General features: G+C 67.9%; 20 protein-coding genes and 1 tRNA gene. 12 read left to right on the top strand and 9 right to left on the bottom strand.

The window, feature by feature from the left end; all coding sequences use genetic code 11:
• Window positions 1–29: 29 nt before the first annotated feature.
• Window positions 30–1643 carry a trigger factor gene (tig, locus tag GGR89_RS06430; RefSeq protein WP_125973554.1) on the bottom strand — a complete coding sequence of 538 codons (1614 nt, stop codon included), beginning with the start codon at window positions 1641–1643 and terminating at the stop codon, window positions 30–32.
• A gap of 58 nt (window positions 1644–1701) precedes the next feature.
• Window positions 1702–1786 (bottom strand) — tRNA-Leu (locus tag GGR89_RS06425).
• 112 nt (window positions 1787–1898) lie between these two features.
• On the opposite strand from GGR89_RS06425, the gene GGR89_RS06420 reads away from it, so the two are divergent.
• The 3 genes from GGR89_RS06420 (at window position 1899) to GGR89_RS06410 (ending at window position 3087) form a co-directional block, all read left to right on the top strand.
• Window positions 1899–2081: a hypothetical protein gene (locus GGR89_RS06420; protein WP_125973437.1), complete on the top strand. Its 183-nt coding sequence runs from the start codon at window positions 1899–1901 to the stop codon at window positions 2079–2081.
• A gap of 16 nt (window positions 2082–2097) precedes the next feature.
• A complete protein-coding gene (locus GGR89_RS06415; protein ID WP_125973439.1) occupies window positions 2098–2286 on the top strand; it encodes a hypothetical protein in 189 nt (62 codons plus the stop codon).
• 81 nt (window positions 2287–2367) lie between these two features.
• Window positions 2368–3087, top strand: coding sequence for a Crp/Fnr family transcriptional regulator (locus GGR89_RS06410; RefSeq protein ID WP_125973441.1), 720 nt, complete (start codon window positions 2368–2370; stop codon window positions 3085–3087).
• Between the two features lie 6 nt (window positions 3088–3093).
• Here GGR89_RS06410 and GGR89_RS06405 read toward each other — a convergent pair whose 3' ends face one another.
• Together GGR89_RS06405 and gatB are read right to left on the bottom strand one after the other, a co-directional pair.
• Complete coding sequence (locus tag GGR89_RS06405) at window positions 3094–3711, bottom strand: peptidylprolyl isomerase (RefSeq protein WP_125973443.1); 618 nt, start codon at window positions 3709–3711, stop codon at window positions 3094–3096.
• Between the two features lie 13 nt (window positions 3712–3724).
• Window positions 3725–5236, bottom strand: a complete 1512-nt coding sequence (gene gatB, locus GGR89_RS06400; protein ID WP_125973445.1) for an Asp-tRNA(Asn)/Glu-tRNA(Gln) amidotransferase subunit GatB — start codon at window positions 5234–5236, stop codon at window positions 3725–3727.
• 130 nt (window positions 5237–5366) lie between these two features.
• Here gatB and GGR89_RS06395 point away from each other — a divergent pair, with 130 nt between their 5' ends.
• On the top strand, window positions 5367–6323 hold the full coding sequence (locus tag GGR89_RS06395) for a glycosyltransferase family 2 protein (protein ID WP_125973447.1): 957 nt from the start codon (window positions 5367–5369) through the stop codon (window positions 6321–6323).
• 149 nt (window positions 6324–6472) lie between these two features.
• On the opposite strand, the gene gatA is transcribed toward GGR89_RS06395, so the two are convergent.
• Both gatA and gatC read right to left on the bottom strand, forming a co-directional pair.
• A complete protein-coding gene (gatA, locus tag GGR89_RS06390; protein WP_125973449.1) occupies window positions 6473–7954 on the bottom strand; it encodes an Asp-tRNA(Asn)/Glu-tRNA(Gln) amidotransferase subunit GatA in 1482 nt (493 codons plus the stop codon).
• Window positions 7951–8238: an Asp-tRNA(Asn)/Glu-tRNA(Gln) amidotransferase subunit GatC gene (gene gatC, locus GGR89_RS06385; RefSeq protein WP_093292944.1), complete on the bottom strand. Its 288-nt coding sequence runs from the start codon at window positions 8236–8238 to the stop codon at window positions 7951–7953. The genes gatA and gatC overlap by 4 nt, the downstream gene beginning before the upstream one ends.
• 148 nt (window positions 8239–8386) lie before the next feature.
• Between gatC and GGR89_RS06380 the strand changes: the two genes are divergently transcribed.
• From GGR89_RS06380 to GGR89_RS06350, 6 genes are all read left to right on the top strand, one after another.
• Complete coding sequence (locus GGR89_RS06380; protein ID WP_125973451.1) at window positions 8387–9490, top strand: DUF3089 domain-containing protein; 1104 nt, start codon at window positions 8387–8389, stop codon at window positions 9488–9490.
• A 55-nt stretch (window positions 9491–9545) separates the two neighbouring features.
• Window positions 9546–10007, top strand: coding sequence for a Holliday junction resolvase RuvX (ruvX, locus tag GGR89_RS06375; RefSeq protein ID WP_125973453.1), 462 nt, complete (start codon window positions 9546–9548; stop codon window positions 10005–10007).
• Window positions 10008–10094: 87 nt separating this feature from the next.
• Window positions 10095–10235, top strand: a complete 141-nt coding sequence (locus tag GGR89_RS22945) for a flagellin N-terminal helical domain-containing protein (RefSeq protein WP_164542621.1) — start codon at window positions 10095–10097, stop codon at window positions 10233–10235.
• Between the two features lie 15 nt (window positions 10236–10250).
• Window positions 10251–11483, top strand: a complete 1233-nt coding sequence (locus tag GGR89_RS22615; RefSeq protein WP_277600089.1) for a flagellin — start codon at window positions 10251–10253, stop codon at window positions 11481–11483.
• 61 nt (window positions 11484–11544) lie between these two features.
• Window positions 11545–12534, top strand: coding sequence for an aspartate carbamoyltransferase catalytic subunit (locus GGR89_RS06355; RefSeq protein ID WP_084581839.1), 990 nt, complete (start codon window positions 11545–11547; stop codon window positions 12532–12534).
• Complete coding sequence (locus tag GGR89_RS06350; RefSeq protein WP_125973457.1) at window positions 12531–13751, top strand: dihydroorotase; 1221 nt, start codon at window positions 12531–12533, stop codon at window positions 13749–13751. Before GGR89_RS06355 ends, GGR89_RS06350 begins: the two co-directional genes overlap by 4 nt.
• 4 nt (window positions 13752–13755) lie before the next feature.
• On the opposite strand, the gene GGR89_RS06345 is transcribed toward GGR89_RS06350, so the two are convergent.
• From GGR89_RS06345 to GGR89_RS06335, 3 genes are read right to left on the bottom strand one after another with little or no spacing between them, the layout of a single operon-like run.
• The gene (locus GGR89_RS06345; protein WP_125973459.1) at window positions 13756–14979 is read right to left on the bottom strand and encodes an SPOR domain-containing protein; all 1224 of its coding nucleotides are present in this window, start codon (window positions 14977–14979) and stop codon (window positions 13756–13758) included.
• Complete coding sequence (locus GGR89_RS06340; RefSeq protein ID WP_125973461.1) at window positions 14976–15296, bottom strand: hypothetical protein; 321 nt, start codon at window positions 15294–15296, stop codon at window positions 14976–14978. Before GGR89_RS06340 ends, GGR89_RS06345 begins: the two co-directional genes overlap by 4 nt.
• Window positions 15297–15301: 5 nt before the next feature.
• On the bottom strand, window positions 15302–16015 hold the full coding sequence (locus tag GGR89_RS06335; protein WP_125973463.1) for a ParA family protein: 714 nt from the start codon (window positions 16013–16015) through the stop codon (window positions 15302–15304).
• Between the two features lie 133 nt (window positions 16016–16148).
• On the opposite strand from GGR89_RS06335, the gene GGR89_RS06330 reads away from it, so the two are divergent.
• A complete protein-coding gene (locus tag GGR89_RS06330) occupies window positions 16149–17045 on the top strand; it encodes an SPOR domain-containing protein (RefSeq protein ID WP_125973465.1) in 897 nt (298 codons plus the stop codon).
• Between the two features lie 14 nt (window positions 17046–17059).
• Window positions 17060–17854, top strand: a complete 795-nt coding sequence (locus GGR89_RS06325; protein ID WP_125973467.1) for a MipA/OmpV family protein — start codon at window positions 17060–17062, stop codon at window positions 17852–17854.
• Window positions 17855–17856 lie beyond the last annotated feature (2 nt).

The raw sequence follows: 17856 nt of genomic DNA, 5'->3' as shown, positions 1-17856 counted from the left end.
CGGAACGTTCGTTCCGGCCCCTTCTCAAATCACTCAGCGTCGGCCTTCTTCTTGGCCGCTGCCTTTTTCGGCTTCGGCGCGGCGTCTTCGCCCTCGCCTTCGGCCTTCGCCGCCTTCTTGGCCGCCGGCTTCTTCACCGGCTCGGCATCGCCCTCGGCGGCCGGCTCGGCGTCTTCGGGCTTGGCCTTCTTCGCAGCCGGCTTCTTGGCGGGCTTCTCTTCACCGGCCTCGTCCGAAGCGTCGGCCTTCTTGGCGGCCTTCTTCTTCGGCTTGTGGTTGTCGTGATCGTGGACGTGGGTGCCCGAGGAGAAGCCGTCGTCGCTCTCGATCGCGGCTTCCAGCTCTTCCTTGGTCACTTCGCGATCGGTGATCTCGGCCTTGTCGAACAGGAAGTCGACGACCTTGTCCTCGAACAGCGGCGCGCGCAGCTGGGCAGCCGCCATCGGCTCCTGCTGGACATACTGGATGAAGCGCTGGCGATCCTGCGGGCCGTACTGCTGCGCGGCCTGCGCGATCAGGCGGTTCATTTCCTGCGCGGTCACTTCGACACCGTTGGCGGTGCCGATCTCGCTGAGCAGCAGGCCCAGGCGCACGCGGCGCTCGGCGATCGCACGATATTCGTCACGCTCGCTCTCGAGCTCGGCAAGCGCTGCGGCCGGATCTTCCTCATGCTCGGTCTCGTGGACCAGCTGGTGCCAGATCTGGTCGAACTCGGCCTCCACCATCGACGGCGGCACCGGGAAGTCGTGGCCGGCGGCGAGCTGGTCGAGCAGCTTGCGCTTCATGTGGGTGCGCGTCAGGCCATTGAGCTGCTGCTCGATCTGGCCCTTCAGCAGGCCGGTCAGCTGCTCCAGGTCCTGGAGACCGAACGCCTTCGCCATGTCGTCGTCGATCTTGGTCTCGCCGGCGGTCTGCACTGCGGTGATCTTGACGTCGAAGGTCGCGGCCTTTCCGGCCAGGTCCTTGGCGCCGTAATCGTCCGGGAAGGTGACGTTGAGCTGCTTCTCGTCGCCGACCTTCACGCCTTCGAGCTGCTCCTCGAAGCCCGGGATCAGGCGGCCCGAGCCGAGCTCGACGGCCATGCCCTCGCCGGTGCCGCCCTCGAAGGCGACGCCGTCGACCTTGCCGACGAAGTCCATCACGACCTGGTCACCCGTGGTCGCGGCATGGCCCTCGGCCGCGTCGTCCCAGCGCTTCTGCTGGTCGGCGAGCTGCTTCAGCTGCTCCTGCACTTCCGAATCCTGCACCGGCACGGTCAGGCGCTCGAGCTTCAGGCCATCGATCGACGGGGTCGGAACGTCCGGGAGCACTTCCAGCTCGACCTTCACTTCCGCGTCGCCGCCGACGGCATATTCGCCCTCGAGGCTCACCGACGGCTGCATCGCCGGGCGCAGCTTGTGATCGGCGATCAGCTGCTGGATGCCTTCCTGGATCGAGCTGTTGAGCGCGTCCTGGGTCAGCGCCTCGCCGTGCATCTTGCGGACCAGGTTGATCGGCACCTTGCCGGGGCGGAACCCGGGCATGCGAATCTGCGGAGCGACCCGCTTGACCTCGGCATCGACCTTCGAGTCGATGTCCTGGGCGGTGATCTTCAGCGTGAAGGCGCGCTTCAGGCCCTCGTTCAACGTCTCGACAGTCTGCATTCTCACGCTTTCTCAAAGAATCGGAATTGCGGTGTACCACACAACAGCCGCGAGGGACTGGTGCGGGCGAAGGGAGTCGAACCCCCACATCTTTCGATACTGGAACCTAAATCCAGCGCGTCTACCAGTTCCGCCACGCCCGCAGGGGACACCGCCGGTCGGCGGGCTCTATAGCAGTCATGGGGTTCGGGGCAAGCACGAAGCAACGATTGGGTGTCGCAAGGCGTTGGGGCTGCAACAATCAGGAGATGTCCCATGCCGGTAGAGCCCCCCATCCAGCCCACCACGCCGCCGCCCGAAGCGCCCGCGCCCAATCCCGGCCAGCCCGGTGGCCCGCCGCCGGAGATCGATCCGCCGGGCCCCGACATCGACGTGCCGGCACCCGAGACCACGCCGAGCATCGATCCCGGCATCACCCCCGGCCAGCCGGTCGCCTGAACCAGGAGAGCATTTCATGCCGAACGTCATCAACGATCGCGACGATCCCCGCCCCGACATCCAGCAGGCGGTCGAAGCCCGCTCCGACGCCGCAGATGCCGCGGCCGAGCAAGGCACGCCGCTAACTAAGGCAGTGCCGCTGGGCGCTGGCGGCGAAAACGGCGCCGACGGGGTCGTGAAGAACCAGGACCTAAACCAGCAATAAGTCCCTCCCCTAACCTGCGATGGCAGCGGCCCCACCCCAACATGGTAGAGCCGCTGTCATCTGTTGGAGATTACCATCGCGATGATCGAACGCCATCTGCTCAAGCTCCGGCTCCGCGACAAGATCGACGCGGCAGAAGAGGCTGCGCTGCGGGGTACGATCGTCGACACCGTCGTACACGCTGCGGGCCGCACCATCGTGCGCGCCGGGGAGGAACTGAACTATTCCACGCTGCTGCTCGACGGGCTGGTCGGCCGTTACAAGGATCTGAAGAACGGCCAGCGACAGATCACGCATGTGCATGTCGCTGGAGACTTTGCCGACCTCCACGGCTTCACGCTCAAGCGACTTGATCACTCCCTGCTCGCGCTGACGCCGTGTACCATTGCACGCGCATCCCACACGCGACTGCGCGAGATCACCGAGACGCTGCCGCATCTGACGCGGATGATGTGGTATTCCACCAATGTCGACGCGGCGATCCACCGCGAATGGGAGGTTTCGCTCGGCCGCCGCTCGGCGATCCAGCGGGCCGCCCATCTGTTCTGCGAACTCCACGTTCGGCTGGGAGTCGTCGGGCTCGCGGACGAGAATGGATACGGGCTTGCGATCAGCCAGGCCGAACTGGCCGAATGTCTGGGCCTGACACCCGTGCATGTGAACCGCGTGCTCCGCGAACTTCGCGAGCGCAGCCTCGTCGAATTCCGTAACGGACGTGTCTCGTTCCAGGACCTGCCGGCGCTTCGACGACTCGCCGAATTCGATCCAGGCTATCTCTACCTGACGCCGCAGCCGCTCTGAAGCGGATCAGCCGGCGATCCGGCGTGCCGTGACGATCTTCACCGGCGCCTCGGGCACTTCGCCCTTGAAGCTTCCCATGATCGTCTTGGTCGGCGACGTGGGCGCGTCGAAGATCTTGAGCAGCACATCGCGGCCTTCGATCACGCGACCGAAGGCGGCGTAGCCGAGATTGTCGCCCGGCTTGCTCGGATCCGCATCGAAGGAGGGCTGGTCGCCGACCATGATGGTAAATTCCCCGCGCGCGCTGCCCGGCGCCAGGCGCGGCAGGGAAAGCGTGCCGTCGAGATGCTTGATGCCTGTTTCGGTCGTCGGCTCATGCTTGATCGGCGGGTACATCTTCGCCGCTGCGTTCTGGATGCCGAACTGGACGAAGCCGAAATTCTCCGCCGGCTTGACGGTGCGGTAGAACACCACGCCGTCGAGCCGCTTGGCGTCGACATAGCGCAGGAAGTTGCGCGCGGAGACCGGCGCCTTGTCGAGATACACCTCGACCACCATAGGCCCGGCGCTGGTCTCGAGCGCAACCTTGGGGTTGGCAGGCGGGGACACCAGCGCCGGCGCGGTCTGCGCCGAGGCGGCCAGAGGAACCAGGCACAAGGCCAGGACGACCAGTCTACGCAGCATCCCCGCGCCTCCCTTAGCTCAGCGCCTTCTTGAGCAGCTCGTTGACCACCGCCGGGTTGGCCTTGCCGGCCATCGCCTTCATCGTCTGGCCGACGAAGAAGCCAAACAGCGCTTCCTTGCCGCCGCGATACTGCTCCAGCTGGTTCGGGTTCTTGGCCAGGACCTCGGCGATCACCGCCTCGATCGCGCCGGTGTCGCTGGTCTGCTTCATGCCGCGTTCTTCGACGATCTTGCCCGGCGCCTCGCCGGTCTCGAGCATGATCTCGAACACCTGCTTGCCCAGCGTGTTGGAGATCGTCCCGTCGGCGATCAGCGAGAGCAGCTCGGCGCCCGCCTCGGGGCTGACCGGGCTTTCCTCGATGCCCTTGCCGAGGCGATTGAGCGCCCCGTACAGGTCCGAGAGCAGCCAGTTGGCCGCGGAACGCGCGACTTCCTGCTCGCCCTTCTTCTGGATCCGCGCGCTCTCGGCGAGCAGCGCCTCGAACCAGCGCGCCGTCTCCGCCTCGGCGGTCAGCACCGCGGCATTATACGGGGTCAGGCCCAGCGATTCCTCATAGCGGCGGCGCTTGGCGTCGGGCAGCTCGGGCAGGCTCTGGCGGCACTCTTCCAGGAAGCTGTCGTCGAGTTCGAGCGGCAGCAGGTCGGGATCGGGGAAGTAGCGGTAATCATGCGCGTCTTCCTTCGAGCGCATCGAGCGCGTTTCGGCGCGGTCCGGATCGAACAGGCGGGTTTCCTGGACGATGCGGCCGCCGCTCTCCAGCACCTCGACCTGGCGGCGCGCCTCGACTTCGATCGCCTGCATCACGAAGCGGACCGAGTTGACGTTCTTGGTCTCCGTGCGCGTGCCGAACGGCTCGCCGGGCTTGCGCACCGACACGTTGACGTCGGCACGCATCGAGCCTTGGTCCATATTGCCGTCGCAGCTGCCGACATAGCGCAGGATCGCGCGCAGCTTGGACAGATACGCCCCCGCCTCCGCTGGCGAGCGCATGTCCGGCTTCGAGACGATCTCCATCAGCGCCACGCCAGCGCGGTTGAGATCGACATAGGAGCGATTCGGATGCTGATCGTGGATCAGCTTGCCGGCATCCTGCTCGACATGGATGCGCTCGACGCCGATCGTCTTCACCTCGGCTTCGGGATCCTTGTCGTCGAGGCTGATCGTCACTTCGCCCTCACCCACCAGCGGGTGGAAGAGCTGGCTGATCTGATAGCCCTGCGGCAGATCGGCGTAGAAATAGTTCTTGCGGTCGAAGCGCGACCATTTGTTGATCACCGCGCCGATCGCCATGCCGGTGCGCACCGCCTGGCGGATGCACTCGCGGTTGGGCGTAGGCAGCATGCCGGGCATCGCCGCGTCGATCAGGCTCACCTGGCTGTTCGGATCCGCGCCGAACGCCGTCGCCGCGCCGGAGAACAGCTTGGCGTTCGACGTCACCTGCGCATGGACTTCGAGGCCAATCACGACCTCCCATTCGCCGGTCTCGCCCTGGATTCGGTAGCTCGATGCAGTCTTGGTCGCCATGTGCTCTTCACAAGGTAATGGAAATATGCGTGCCTCCGCCTATCGCGCGTCGCAGCGTTCAGGTCCAGCGGGCAATTGCGCCCCGCTCCCGAGTCGATTAGGCGCCGCCGATCGGGAAGCGTCGGGGACCATGGCGGTGAAGGCAGGATTTCAGGAACGGGTGGCGGGTCTGCGGGTGGCGGTGCTGCTGCCCTGCTACAACGAAGAGGTGGCGATCGCCCGCACCGTCGAGGCGTTCCGCGCCAGCCTGCCCGGCGCCACGGTCTATGTGTACGACAACAACAGCCGCGACCGGACGATGGAAGTCGCGGCAGCGGCCGGCGCAGTGGTGCGCAGCGAGCGGATGCAAGGCAAGGGCAATGTCGTCCGCCGCATGTTCGCCGATATCGAGGCGGACGTGTACGTCCTCTCCGACGGCGACCTCACCTATGATGCCGCTGCCGCGCCGACGTTGATCGAGCGGCTGCTCGACGAACAGCTCGACATGGTGGTGGGCGCACGCAAGTCCGAGGTGGAGCTGGCCTATCGGCGCGGGCACCGGTTCGGCAACCGGATGCTCACCGGCATGCTCGCCCGGCTCTTCGGCCGCAGCTTCAGCGACATTCTGTCGGGGTACCGGGTGTTCTCGCGGCGGTTCGTTAAGAGCTTTCCGGTGCTTTCCGCCGGGTTCGAGATCGAGACCGAGATCAGCATCCACGCGCTGGAGCTTCGCATGCCGGTGGCGGAGATCGTCACCGCCTACGCGGCGCGGCCCGATGGCTCGACCTCGAAGCTGTCCACCTATCGCGACGGCTGGCGGATCCTGCGGACGATCGTGACGCTGTTCCGCATCGAGCGACCGATCCTGTTCTTCGGCAGCATCGCCGGGGTGCTGGCGCTGCTCGCCGTGCTGCTCGCCGTGCCGCTGGGGATCACCTACTGGCACACGGGCCAGGTCCCGCGCCTGCCGACCGCGGTACTGGTGACCGGCCTGTCGATCGTCGCGACCCTGAGCTTCTTTACCGGGCTGATCCTCGACACGGTGGTGCGCGGCCGGCGCGAAGTGCGACGGCTGGCGTATCTGGCCGTGCCGATCGTGCAGGGGTGACCAAATCCTCCCCTGCAAAAAAGGGCGGGGGTATCGCGCAACGACAGAGGGGGTGAAAACGGCGAAGGGGCGCCCCGCCCTACCAGCGGGGACACCCCTCCGTCAGGCCGTCGGCCTGCCACCTCCCCGTTCCGGGGAGGATTGGTAGATTACCACCAGGCGTTGGGCCGAGCGGTGAAGCCCGCGCGCTGCTCGATCGCCAGCCCGGCGTTGAGCACGCCCTGCTCGTCGAACGGCTTGCCGATGATCTGCAGGCCGAGCGGCAGCCCCGCCGCATCCAGCCCGCCCGGCACGCTCATCGCGGGCACGCCTGCCAAGCTGGCCGGCACGGTGAACACGTCGTTGAGGTACATCGCCAGCGGATCGACCTTCTCGCCCAGCCCGAATGCTGCGCTCGGCGCGGTGGGGGTGAGCAGCAGGTCGCACTGGCTCCAGGCATTGTCGAAGTCGCGCGCGATCAGCGTGCGGACCTTCTGCGCCTGGGTATAATAGGCGTCGTAGAAGCCTGCCGAGAGCACATAGGTGCCGATCAGGATGCGGCGCTTCACCTCGTCGCCGAAGCCGGCGGCGCGGGTGGCGGCGTACATCTCCTGCAGGTTCTGGCCCTCGGCCAGCTCGCGCAGGCCGTAGCGCACGCCGTCATAGCGGGCGAGGTTCGACGAGGCCTCGGCCGGCGCGATGATGTAATAGGCCGGCAGCGCATATTTGGTGTGCGGCAGGCTGACCTCGACGATTTCGGCGCCTGCATCCTTCAGCCAGGCGATGCCCTGCTGCCACAGCGCCTCGATCTCGGCCGGGGTGCCGTCCATCCGGTACTCGGCCGGGATGCCGACACGCTTGCCGCGCAGATCGGCGGAGAGGCCAGCCTCCCAGTGCGGCACCGGCATGTCGAGCGAGGTCGAGTCCTTCACGTCGAATCCGGCCATCGCCTCAAGCATAATCGCGCAGTCGCGCACGTCGCGCGCCATCGGGCCCGCCTGGTCGAGCGAGGAGGCGAACGCCACCACGCCCCAGCGCGAGCAGCGGCCATAGGTCGGCTTGATGCCCGAGATGCCGGTGAAGGCGGCGGGCTGGCGGATCGAGCCGCCGGTGTCGGTGCCGGTCGCCGCCGGGCAGAGCCGCGCCGCGATCGCCGCCGAGCTGCCGCCCGAGGAGCCGCCGGGCGCGAGCGGCGTGGTGTCGCCCTCGCCCCGCCGCCACGGCGAGATCACGTTGCCGAAATAGCTGGTCTCGTTCGACGAGCCCATCGCGAACTGGTCGAGGTTGAGCTTGCCGAGCATGCCGGCGCCGGCCTCCCACAGCCGGTGCGAAACGGTCGATTCATACTCCGGCTTGAAGCCTTCGAGGATGTGGCTGGCAGCGGTGGTCTGCACGCCCTTGGTGGCGAACAGGTCCTTCATGCCGATCGGCACGCCGGCCAGCGGCTTGAGCGTCTCGCCCGCGGCGCGCGCCTTGTCGGCGGCATCGGCGGCGGCGAGCGCATGCTCAGGCGTCTTGACGATGAAGGCATTGAGCGCGTCGGCACCGGCCACCGCGGCGTTGAACGCCTCGGCGACCTCACGCGCGGAGAATTCGCCGTCGCGCACGCCGTTGCGGATAGCGGCGACGCCCAGATCGGTCAGCGTGCTCATTCCACCACCTTCGGAACCGTGAAGAAGCCAAATTCGCCCTGCGGCGCGTTCGCCAGCACCGCTTCGCGCTGGTTGCCCTCGGTGATCACGTCGGCGCGCAGGCGCAGTGTGTTCGGGATCACGGCGGTCATCGGCGCGACATCCTTCGTGTCGACCTCGCCGAGCTGCTCGATCCAGCCGAGGATGTTGTTGAGTTCGGGCGCCAGGCGCTCGGCGTCGGCGTCGCTGATCGCGATACGCGCCAGGCTCGCCACTTTCTTCACGGTTGCGGTGTCTACGGACATGCGCCTGCGCCTATCAGCCGAGCCGCGCCCCTTCAAGCGCCTGCGTCGCCCGATCGGCACTTGCGGTTGCATCCTTCGCACGCAACACTGGCCGGAACGCGATTGCGTCGCCGCCCGTTTATGCTGCATTGCACAATGGAGAGGCCGATTGGCCCGAAAGTTTCTTTATGCGGTTGCGATCCTGATCATGCTCGGCGTTGCATCCATGTTCGCCTATCGGCTCTACGGCATCCAATTGATGCGCCAGTTCATGGTGCCTGCCGGAGACGCCGCGGAGCTGCCGCCGGTCTCCCCGCGCGACTATGCCAGGGCGGAGATGTGGATCGCGCGGCCGGACAAGCCGGGCAACCCGGCGCTGTGGACCCCCGCCGGGCACACCCCCGCGGCCAATCCGCGCGCGGCGCTGTTCTTCATCCACCCAACCTCGTTCCTCGACACCAAGCAGTGGAACGCCCCGCTCGACAACCCGGACGCTAATGCCCGCGCTGAGCTGTTCCTGCGCGGCCAGGCGAGCGCGTTCAACGAAAGCGCCGCGATCTGGGCGCCGCGCTATCGTCAGGCGACCTTCGGCGCCTTCCTCACCAGCAAGGCGCAGGCACAAAAGGCGCTCGACCATGCCTATCGCGACGTGTCGGCGGCGTTCGAGGAGTTCCTGCACGAGGCCGGTGACCGCCCGATCATCCTCGCGGGGCACAGCCAAGGCGCACTGCACCTCTCCCGCCTACTCGCCGAGCGAGTCGCGGGTACTCCGATCGCGAAGCGGGTCGTTGCAGCCTATGTGGTGGGGTGGCCCGTGTCGCTCACCGCCGACCTGCCGAAGATGGGCCTGCCCGCCTGTACCGGGCCGAACCAGGCCGGCTGCATCCTCTCCTGGCAGAGCTTCGCCGAGCCCGCCGATCCGGCGCTGATCATCGATACCTTCGACGCGAGCAACGGCTTCACCGGCAAGCCGCGCGCGGGCACCAGGATGCTCTGCACCAACCCATTGACCGGCAAGCCGAACGACTCGGCACCCGCCAGCGCCAATCTCGGCTCGCTGATCCCGGACCTCAACCTGCAGTCGGCGCATCTCGAGGCCGGCCGGGTGCCGGCGCGCTGCGACGGGCGCGGCATCCTCAAGATCGGCGCGACCCCGCCCGACTTCGGCCAGTACGTGCTGCCGGGGAACAACTATCACGTGTTCGACTACAGCCTGTTCTGGGCGAACATCCGCGCCGATGCCGCGCGCCGGCTGGCAGCCTACAAGCCCTGAGGATGGCGACGGGGAGGCCTTTGCAGCCCCGCCCCGCCTCCCCTATAGCCGCGCGGTGATCACCACCGTTCCCAGCGATTTCCGTGCAGTGCTGCCGGAAGGCGGCCGCCTGATCGGCCTCGACGTCGGCACCAAGACGATCGGCACCGCGCTGTGCGACGCCGGCTGGAGCTTCGCAAGCCCGGCCCAGCTGATCCGGCGAAGCAAGTTCACCAAGGACAAGGCGGCGCTGGTCGAGCTGATCACCGCCCAGCAGGTCCGCGGAATGGTGATCGGCCTGCCGCTCAACCTCGACGGCACCGACAGCCCCCGCACCCAGTCGACGCGCGCTTTTGCCCGCAATCTCGAGGACTTGGGCTTTCCGATCCTGATGTGGGACGAGCGCTGGTCGACCGTCGCGGTCGAGCGCGCGCTGATCGAACAGGATGCCAGCCGTGCCAAACGCGCCGAGCTGATCGACAAGATGGCGGCCGCCTATATTCTGCAAGGTGCCATCGATGGCTTGGTAAACACGTGACTTTTTCTTCGGGCGAAGCCTGAAAGACACGATCCTTTCACCCTGACTAGGATACACCTCCTCCCATCAACATGGGGACGTTGAAAGATGCTGTCGATCTTGACCAACACCGGTGCTGCGGATGCGGTCCGCGCGCTCAACGCTGCCACCGCCGAAGTGCAGGTCCACCAGGAGCGGATCGCGACCGGCAAGCGCGTCAACAGCACCAAGGACGACAGAGCCGAATAAACTACCGCCCAGCAACTGCGCAGCGACGCCGACGGGCGCCGCGCGATCGGCAAGAGCATGGCGAATGCCGGGTCGGTGCGCGATGTCGCCACTGCCGGTGCGGAGCAGATCAGCAACATCCTCAACAGCATCCGCGAAAAGGCGCTGAGCCTCACCGGCAACGACGCCGGCTCGAAGGACTCAATCTCCCGCGACGTCAAAGCGCTGGTCGACCAGATCAACACGATCGCCAGGAACAGCAATCTCAACGGCATCAACCTGCTGACCGGCCGTCCGGCGACGGTGACCACCACCAAGACGGTGACGACGCTGTCGCCGTCCGCCTACCCCCCGCCAACGTTGCCGACCATGGCCGCGTTGCCGCCGGCATCGACGCTGACCAGCAACGGCACCGGCAGCACGCTCCAGACCGTCACCACCGACGCCCCGAGCGCAAACGCGGGCGACCCCGAACGCGCCGCCAAGGCGCTCGGCACGCCGCCGGAGAATGCCAGCGCCAGCTACACCGTCCCCGGCGGCCAACAGGCCGGCCGCATGGACGTCGCGTTCAACGCGTTCGGCGACGGCGACGTGATGGAAGTCTGGCAGAACGGCACCCGCATCGCCGCCACCGGGCAAAGCTATGCCGCGGGCGGCGGCGCGGTTTCGGCGGGCAAGGCGGTGAGCGGCGAGAATATCGTCAGCTTCGACTATGACCCGAGCAAGGGCGATCTCAGCTTCCGCTTCAACCCAAACGGCGCCGACTCGGGCACCGCATGGGCAGTGACCGGCGTCGCGTTCAACGACAAGACGGCGCCGATCGCCAGCGTTTCCACCAGCGCCACGACGAGCCAGGCAAGGGGCACCGTGCCGTTCAACTATGACGTCTCGGTCGGTCTCAAGGGCGAGAAGATCAGCATCGGCTCGCGCGACCTCTCCACCACGGGTCTGGGGCTCGATTCGGTCGACTGGCTCGGCGCACTTGGCAGCGCGATCGGCGTAGTCGACGGCGCCAAGGGGCGCGTCAACGAAGCGCTCAGCCATTTCGGCACCAAGGCGCGCTCGTTCGACATCGCCAGCCTGTTCAACACCAAGCTCGGCGGCGTGCTCGATATCGCGGTGGGCAACATCGTCGATGCCGATCTTGGCGTCGAATCGGCCAAGCTTCAGTCGGCGCAGATCAAGCAGCAGCTCGCCGCCAAGGCCCTGTCGATCGCCAACGATCAGCCCAAGATCCTGCTGTCGCTGTTCGACAAGAAGGCCGCATAACGCGGGCGGGCGGAGTCGCGGCCTTGCGCCCGGCCCGCCCCCGCTCTAGGCGGCGGCTTTAATGCACACCTCCGATCATCGCCCCGGTGCCCAGATACAGGGCAGCGCCGTTTTCCCGCACCGGCACCTCACCGGCATTTCGGGACTCCAGCCCCACGAGATCATGTTCCTGCTCGACGAGGCGGAACAATGGGTCGAGGCCAATCGCAGCCGCGCCAAGAGCGACAAAAGGCTGGAAGGCCTCACCCAGATCAACGCCTTCTTCGAAAATTCGACGCGCACGCTGCTGTCGTTCGAGATCGCGGGCAAGCGGCTGGGTGCCGATGTCGTCAACATGCACGCCGCGCAGAGCAGCGTGAAGAAGGGCGAGACGCTGATCGACACTGCCGTCACGCTCAACGCGATGCGCGCCGACGTGATCGTGATCCGCCATGCGAGCTCGGGCGCGGTGCGGCTGATCGCGGACAAGGTCGACTGCCCGGTGCTCAACGCCGGCGACGGCTGGCACGAGCATCCCACCCAGGCGCTGCTCGACGCGCTCACCATCCGCCGTCGCCGCGGATCGGTGGCAGGTCAACGCGTGGTGATTTGCGGCGACATTCTCCACAGCCGAGTCGCCCGCTCGAACATCCTCGCCCTTACCGCGCTGGCAGCCGAGGTGCGCGTGGTCGCGCCCTCGACGTTGATGCCGCCGGCGATGGACCGGATGTTCGTCACCCCCTTCACCGATTTCGATGCCGCGCTGGAAGGAGCTGACGTGGTGATGATGCTCCGCGTCCAGAACGAGCGCATGGCCGGCGGCTACATCCCTTCGACTCGCGAGTTCCACATGCGCTACGGCCTCACCCCCGAACGCCTCGCCCGGGCCAAGCCCGACGCGCTGGTGATGCACCCGGGCCCGATGAACCGCGGGGTGGAGATCGACTCGATCGTCGCCGACCATCCCGAGCGCAGCGCGATCACCGAGCAGGTGGAAATGGGCGTGGCGGTGCGCATGGCCTGCCTCGACGTGCTCACAAGGCGGTCGCGCGGGGTGGAGGGCTGGGCATGAGCAGCATCCTCTTCCGCAATGCCAAGCTGGTCTGCCCCGAGGGCGGGATCTCCGGAGGCGACCTGCTCGTCCAGGGCGATACGATCGCGGCCGTGGGTCAGGTCGATGCGCCTGCCGACACCGAGATTGTCGACGTGGCCGGCAAGGTCCTCGCCCCCGCGCTGATCGACCTCGGCGTATTCGCGGTGGACAAGGGCGCCTGCCGCTTCGGCGGGATCGCCCGCGTCGGCCTGATGCCCGACCAGTCGCCGGTGCTCGACGATCCCGGCATCGTCCGCCGCGCCGCCGTCTCGGGCAAGCCGCAGCTCTGGGTCCATCCGCTCGCTGCCGCCACGCAGGGCCTCAACGGCGAGGATCTGGCCGAAATCGCGATCAACGCCTCGGCGGGCGCCCGCGCCATCGCCACCGGCCGCCGCTGGATCGCCAACGCCGGCACGATGCGCAAGGCGCTGCTCTACGCACGCGACCTGAACCTCACCGTCGTGGCCCATGCCGAGGATGGCGGGCTGGCCGACGGCACCGTCGCCACCGCGGGCGAGACCGCCGCCCGCCTCGGCCTGCCGAGCGCGCCCTCGATCGCCGAGCCGCTCGCCATCGCGCGCGACCTGATGCTCGCCGAGGAAACCGGCGCCAAGCTCCACTTCCGCCAAGTAACGACGGCGGCGGGCTTCGACCTGATCCGTGCCGCCAAGCGTCGCGGCGTGCAGGTTACGTGCGGCATCACGCCGGCGCACCTGCTGCTGTCGGATATCGCGGTCAGCGACTTCCGCACCTTTGCGCGCCTGTCGCCGCCCTTGCGCGACGAGAGCGATCGCCAGGCGGCACTGGCAGCGGTAGCGGACGGCACGATCGACGTGATCGCCTCCGGCCATGATCCGCGCGGGCCCGAGGCCAAGCGCCTTCCCTTCGCCGATGCCGAGCCCGGCATGGCGGGTGCCGAGACGCTGCTGGCGCTGTCGCTCACGCTGGTCCGCGACGAGAAGCTGAGCCTCGACCGGCTGTTCGCGCTGCTCGCCGCCAATCCGGCGAAGATCCTCGGGCTGGAGAGCGGTGCGCTCAAGCCGGGCCTGCCGGCCGACCTGATCGTGCTGGATCCAGAAACGCCCTGGGTGATCGACGCACGCAAGATGAACGCGCGCGCCGGCAACACGCCGTTCGATCGCCTGCCGACCCAGGGCCGGGTGCTGCAGCTCTACAAGGGCGGCACGCTGGTCTGAGCCGTCAGCGGGCGGCGAGGCCGACGCGGGACGCGGGCTTGTACCAGCTCGCCACCGCGTCGCCCGCCGCCATGCGGACGAAGCAATTGCCGCCACCGGTCTTGACCGTGCGGCACAGTCCTTCGGCATCCTTGCGAGCAAAGCTGCCCACCGAGAGGCGATACAGCGTCGCTGTGCCGCTCGGCACGGTGGCGCCCTGCGGCTTGAGGGGGCGCAGTGCCGAGACTCGGCTCCGCAGCTTCTGCCAGGCATCGCGAGCAACGCCGGCATTGGCGAAGGCGCCGAGCTGGACGACATAGGGTCCGGTGGCGGCCACCACAGGTGCCGGCTTGGACGCCAGCGGCTTGATCGACCTCGGCTTCGCCACGCGCACCGGAGCGGGCGTAAACATGGGCGTAGGTACGGGATCGCTGACCGGGATCGGCTCCGGTTCGGGTTCCGGCGTTGCCACGGGCGTGGGTTCCGGGACCATCGCCGCGAAATCGGGCTGCTTGGCGAGCGCGAGCGCCACCGGCTGGCCGGCATCCTGCACCGCCTGCACGTCGAGGACCGCGGCGACCTGGTCATAGGCATTGGCAGGCCGGGCAAAGCTCGCCCATTGCAGCATGCGCGCATTGAGCTGGTCGGGCGCGACGTCCATCGCCGCGACCGCCTTGGCCTCACCCCAGCGGCCGGCCAGCGCCAGCGCCAGTGCGAAATTCTGCCGGGTCCGGGCCGTCGCCTCGGGCGCGCGCACCGCGGGTGCGAGGATCTCCAGCGCGGCGTTCGGATCGCCCGCCAGTGCGGTCGCGAGGCCGAGATCGGCGGCGGGGATGCGCGCGGCATGCGCCTGAAGCAGCGTGCGTGCGCCGCCCCAGTCGCCGGTGCCGATGCTGGCTAGCGCGAGGTTGAGCGCCGCGCGGCCATCCTCGGGGTTCAGTGCCAGCGCGTCGCGCAGCGCCTGCGCAGCCGAGGTGAAACGGCCCGCGAGCAGATAGGATTGGCCGAGCAGCGTACGATAGTCGCCCCGCTGCGGATCGTTCGCCACCGCCTGTTCGGCATGGACGACGGCGGCGGCGGCCTTGTGCGCGGCAAGCGCCTTTTGCGCCGCCCGGGCCTCGCGCGCCGCCTTCTTGGCATTGGGCGCAACGGTGGCGAAGGCGGCGCCGTGCACCATCACCCCGGTCGCGGCGGTGCCGCCGAGCATGAGCAACGCCGCGCCGATCGAAAGCAGTTTGCAGGATTTCATGCGGTGTCTTGTCCTTCGGTCGCGCCGATCCGGCGCGCCAGCGGTTCCAGCTCGACCATGTCGGCCAGCATCGTGTCGATCGCCTCGGTCACCAGCTGCTGCGCCGAGCGGCCGGTAACCACCGCCGCCAGCCGCAGCCGCAGCCGGCGATCGGCATCGAGGCGCAGGGTGAACGCGGCCTTGTCCTTGGTCGCCCGCGCGGTGCGGGCCAGCTGCGCTGCCATCGCATCGCCATCGGATAGCGTCAGCACCGGCTTGCGGGCGAATCCCTTGCGAGCCAGCAGCCCGGCGCTCAGCGACGCGATCGGCTTGTTCATTGCGCTCAATTCACCACCCGGCGACCGAAGCCGCCCGCTGGCCGCGCCGCGGCGAACGGGGCCGCCGCCGCGGGGGCAGCAAAGACTGTCCGGCGGAAATTCTTCTCCAGCCGGTCCGAGACATAGGCCCAGAGGCTCTCGACCTCGGCGGCGGACTTGCTGCCGGAATCGACCTCCATCACCGTCCGCCCGTCGATCATCGAGCCCGCAAAATCGGTACGGTGGTGGAGCATGATCGGCGCGACGGTGCCGTGCTGCGAGAGGGCCAGCGCCGCCTCGGCGGTGATCCGGGCGTTCTGGGTGGCGGCGTTGACCACGAACAGCAGCGGCTTGTGGGCGCGCTCGCACAGCTCCACGGTGGCGCCCACCGCGCGCAGGTCGTGCGGGCTCGGCCGCGTCGGGATGACGATCAGTTCGGCGACCTGGATCACGGTGAGGATCGCGGGGGTGATCGCCGGCGGGGTATCGATCACCACCAGCTTGAACCCCTGCTGGCGCAGCAGCTCGAGATCGGCGGCGAGCCGGGCAACGCTGGTCTGCGCGAGCGCCGGCAGTTCGGCCTCGCGCTCGTTCCACCAGTCGGTCAGCGAGCCTTGCGGATCGAGGTCGATCATCGCCACCGGGCCGGCGCCACTGCGTTGCGCCTGCACCGCCAGATGGCCGGACAAGGTCGTCTTGCCCGATCCACCCTTTTGCGAAGCCAGCGCCAGAACGCGCATCTACCCTCTCGACGTCGACGGAAACTCGCAACTCGCTTGCCACGGCCGCGGATAAGATCGAGTTAACGAGGGCCTTCTAAGCCGCTAAGCCACGGGCGCCGCTTCCGAACGGCCGACCAAAAGGGGATTCGCCTTGCGCCTGACTGCCGCCCTGTTGCTCCTCGCCAGCCTTGCCCTCCCCGCGCCGGCGCTCGCGCAGGACGCCGCCGTAAAGGCGGGCGTCGATGCTTATAATCGCGGCGACTATGCCGGCGCGATGCAGGCCTGGCGCCCGGCGGCGGAGAAGGGCGACGCCGACGCGCAGTATAATGTCGGCCAGATCTACAAGCTCGGCCGCGGAGTCCCGGTCGACATGGTCGAAGCGGAGAAATGGTATCGCCTCGCCGCGCTGCAGGGGCATGATCTGGGCGAGGCGAACTACGGCATGATGCTGTTCGAGAACGGCAAGCGCGAAGCCGCGGTGCCGTGGCTCGAGCGGGCCGTCGCTAACGGCGAGCCGCGCGCGCAGTATCTGCTCGGCGTGATGCTGTTCAACGGCGACGGCGTCGCCAGAAATTGGGTGCGCGCCTATGCGCTGATGCTCCGCGCCTCGGCCGGCGGGCTCGACGCCGCGACGCGGACGCTGGCGCAGATGGACCAGCACATCCCGGCTCTCGATCGCCAGCAGGCGCAGGCCCTGGCGCAGCGCTACGCCAAGGAGACGCGCACGGCCGCCGTCCCGGTCGCGAAGAGCACCCCTGCCCGCCAAGCACCGCCGGTCGCCGTCGCCCGCGCGGCCAAGCCGACCGTCGCGGCCGCACCGCCACCGCCGCGCGCCACCGGCAGCTGGCGGCTTCAGCTCGGCGCCTTTGCCACGCCGGGCAATGCCGAGCGGCTCTGGGGACAGGTCCGCACCCGCTTCCCCGGGCGCCAGCCCACTTATTCCAAGTCCGGCCAGCTCACGCGCTTACTGATCGGACCCTTCCCCTCCCAGGCCGAGGCGGAAAAAGCCTGTGGCGCGATCAAGCCCTGCATGGCAGTGCAGCGCTGACGGGGAGAAAATACATGCAACGATCCATGATGTATGCGGGCCTGCTGCTCGCGCTGGCACCGCCTGCCCATGCGCAGTCCGACACGGACGAAGAGGCCCCCCGTCGGTACCGCATCGCGATCGGCGCGCAGGCGGTGCCGAGCTATCCCGGCGCCGATCACAATGCGGTGCGGCCGCTGTTCGACTTCGCCACCGCGCGCGGCGATGCCCAGTTCGAATATGAGGCGGCCGACGAAAGCCCCAATATCACGCTGTACGACCGGCACGGCTTCGAGGCCGGCATTGCCATCGGTCTGCAAAGCGCCCGCACCCAGAAGCGAGTCGGCGCCGACCTGAGCAAGGTTGGTTTCTCCGTCGAACCCGGTGTGTTCGCCGGCTATTATCTGACGCCGCAGCTCCGTGCCTATGGCGAACTGCGCAAGGGCGTTAGCGGGCATGAGGGCGTGGTGAGCATGCTCGCGCTCGATTATGTCCAGCGCGATGGCGATCGCTGGCTGGTTGCAGTCGGGCCGCGCGTGAACCTGTCCGACGCCAAATATCGCCGCGCCTATTTCGGCGTGACCCAGCGCGACGCCGCCGCCGTGGGAATTCCGGTTTACCGGGTCGGCGACAATGTCGTGCACAGCGTCGGCCTCGCGTCTACCGCCATCCGCCAGCTGAGCAAGCGCTGGGGCCTGTACGGCTATCTTGCCTATGACCGGCTGACCGGCGACGCATCGCGGTCGCCGGTCACCGAACGGCTCGGCTCGAAGAACCAGTTCTCGGGCGGCCTCGCGCTCAGCTACACCTTCGGCCGCGGGGTACGCTGAGG

This window comes from Sphingomonas trueperi (genome assembly GCF_011927635.1).
Lineage (GTDB): Bacteria > Pseudomonadota > Alphaproteobacteria > Sphingomonadales > Sphingomonadaceae > Sphingomonas > Sphingomonas trueperi.
The sequence above is the reverse complement of the archived record's forward strand: the minus strand, read 5'-3'. Positions and strand labels throughout refer to the sequence as shown.

Excerpts from the sequence above, each read along its gene's own strand:
- tig (WP_125973554.1), bottom strand. The coding sequence starts at position 1,643 with ATGCAGACTGTCGAGACGTTGAACGAGGGCCTGAAGCGCGCCTTCACG.
- GGR89_RS06420 (WP_125973437.1), top strand. The coding sequence starts at position 1,899 with ATGCCGGTAGAGCCCCCCATCCAGCCCACCACGCCGCCGCCCGAAGCG.
- GGR89_RS06415 (WP_125973439.1), top strand. The coding sequence starts at position 2,098 with ATGCCGAACGTCATCAACGATCGCGACGATCCCCGCCCCGACATCCAG.
- GGR89_RS06410 (WP_125973441.1), top strand. The coding sequence starts at position 2,368 with ATGATCGAACGCCATCTGCTCAAGCTCCGGCTCCGCGACAAGATCGAC.
- GGR89_RS06405 (WP_125973443.1), bottom strand. The coding sequence starts at position 3,711 with ATGCTGCGTAGACTGGTCGTCCTGGCCTTGTGCCTGGTTCCTCTGGCC.
- gatB (WP_125973445.1), bottom strand. The coding sequence starts at position 5,236 with ATGGCGACCAAGACTGCATCGAGCTACCGAATCCAGGGCGAGACCGGC.
- GGR89_RS06395 (WP_125973447.1), top strand. The coding sequence starts at position 5,367 with ATGGCGGTGAAGGCAGGATTTCAGGAACGGGTGGCGGGTCTGCGGGTG.
- gatA (WP_125973449.1), bottom strand. The coding sequence starts at position 7,954 with ATGAGCACGCTGACCGATCTGGGCGTCGCCGCTATCCGCAACGGCGTG.
- gatC (WP_093292944.1), bottom strand. The coding sequence starts at position 8,238 with ATGTCCGTAGACACCGCAACCGTGAAGAAAGTGGCGAGCCTGGCGCGT.
- GGR89_RS22945 (WP_164542621.1), top strand. The coding sequence starts at position 10,095 with ATGCTGTCGATCTTGACCAACACCGGTGCTGCGGATGCGGTCCGCGCG.
- GGR89_RS06355 (WP_084581839.1), top strand. The coding sequence starts at position 11,545 with ATGCACACCTCCGATCATCGCCCCGGTGCCCAGATACAGGGCAGCGCC.
- GGR89_RS06350 (WP_125973457.1), top strand. The coding sequence starts at position 12,531 with ATGAGCAGCATCCTCTTCCGCAATGCCAAGCTGGTCTGCCCCGAGGGC.
- GGR89_RS06345 (WP_125973459.1), bottom strand. The coding sequence starts at position 14,979 with ATGAAATCCTGCAAACTGCTTTCGATCGGCGCGGCGTTGCTCATGCTC.
- GGR89_RS06340 (WP_125973461.1), bottom strand. The coding sequence starts at position 15,296 with ATGAACAAGCCGATCGCGTCGCTGAGCGCCGGGCTGCTGGCTCGCAAG.
- GGR89_RS06335 (WP_125973463.1), bottom strand. The coding sequence starts at position 16,015 with ATGCGCGTTCTGGCGCTGGCTTCGCAAAAGGGTGGATCGGGCAAGACG.
- GGR89_RS06325 (WP_125973467.1), top strand. The coding sequence starts at position 17,060 with ATGCAACGATCCATGATGTATGCGGGCCTGCTGCTCGCGCTGGCACCG.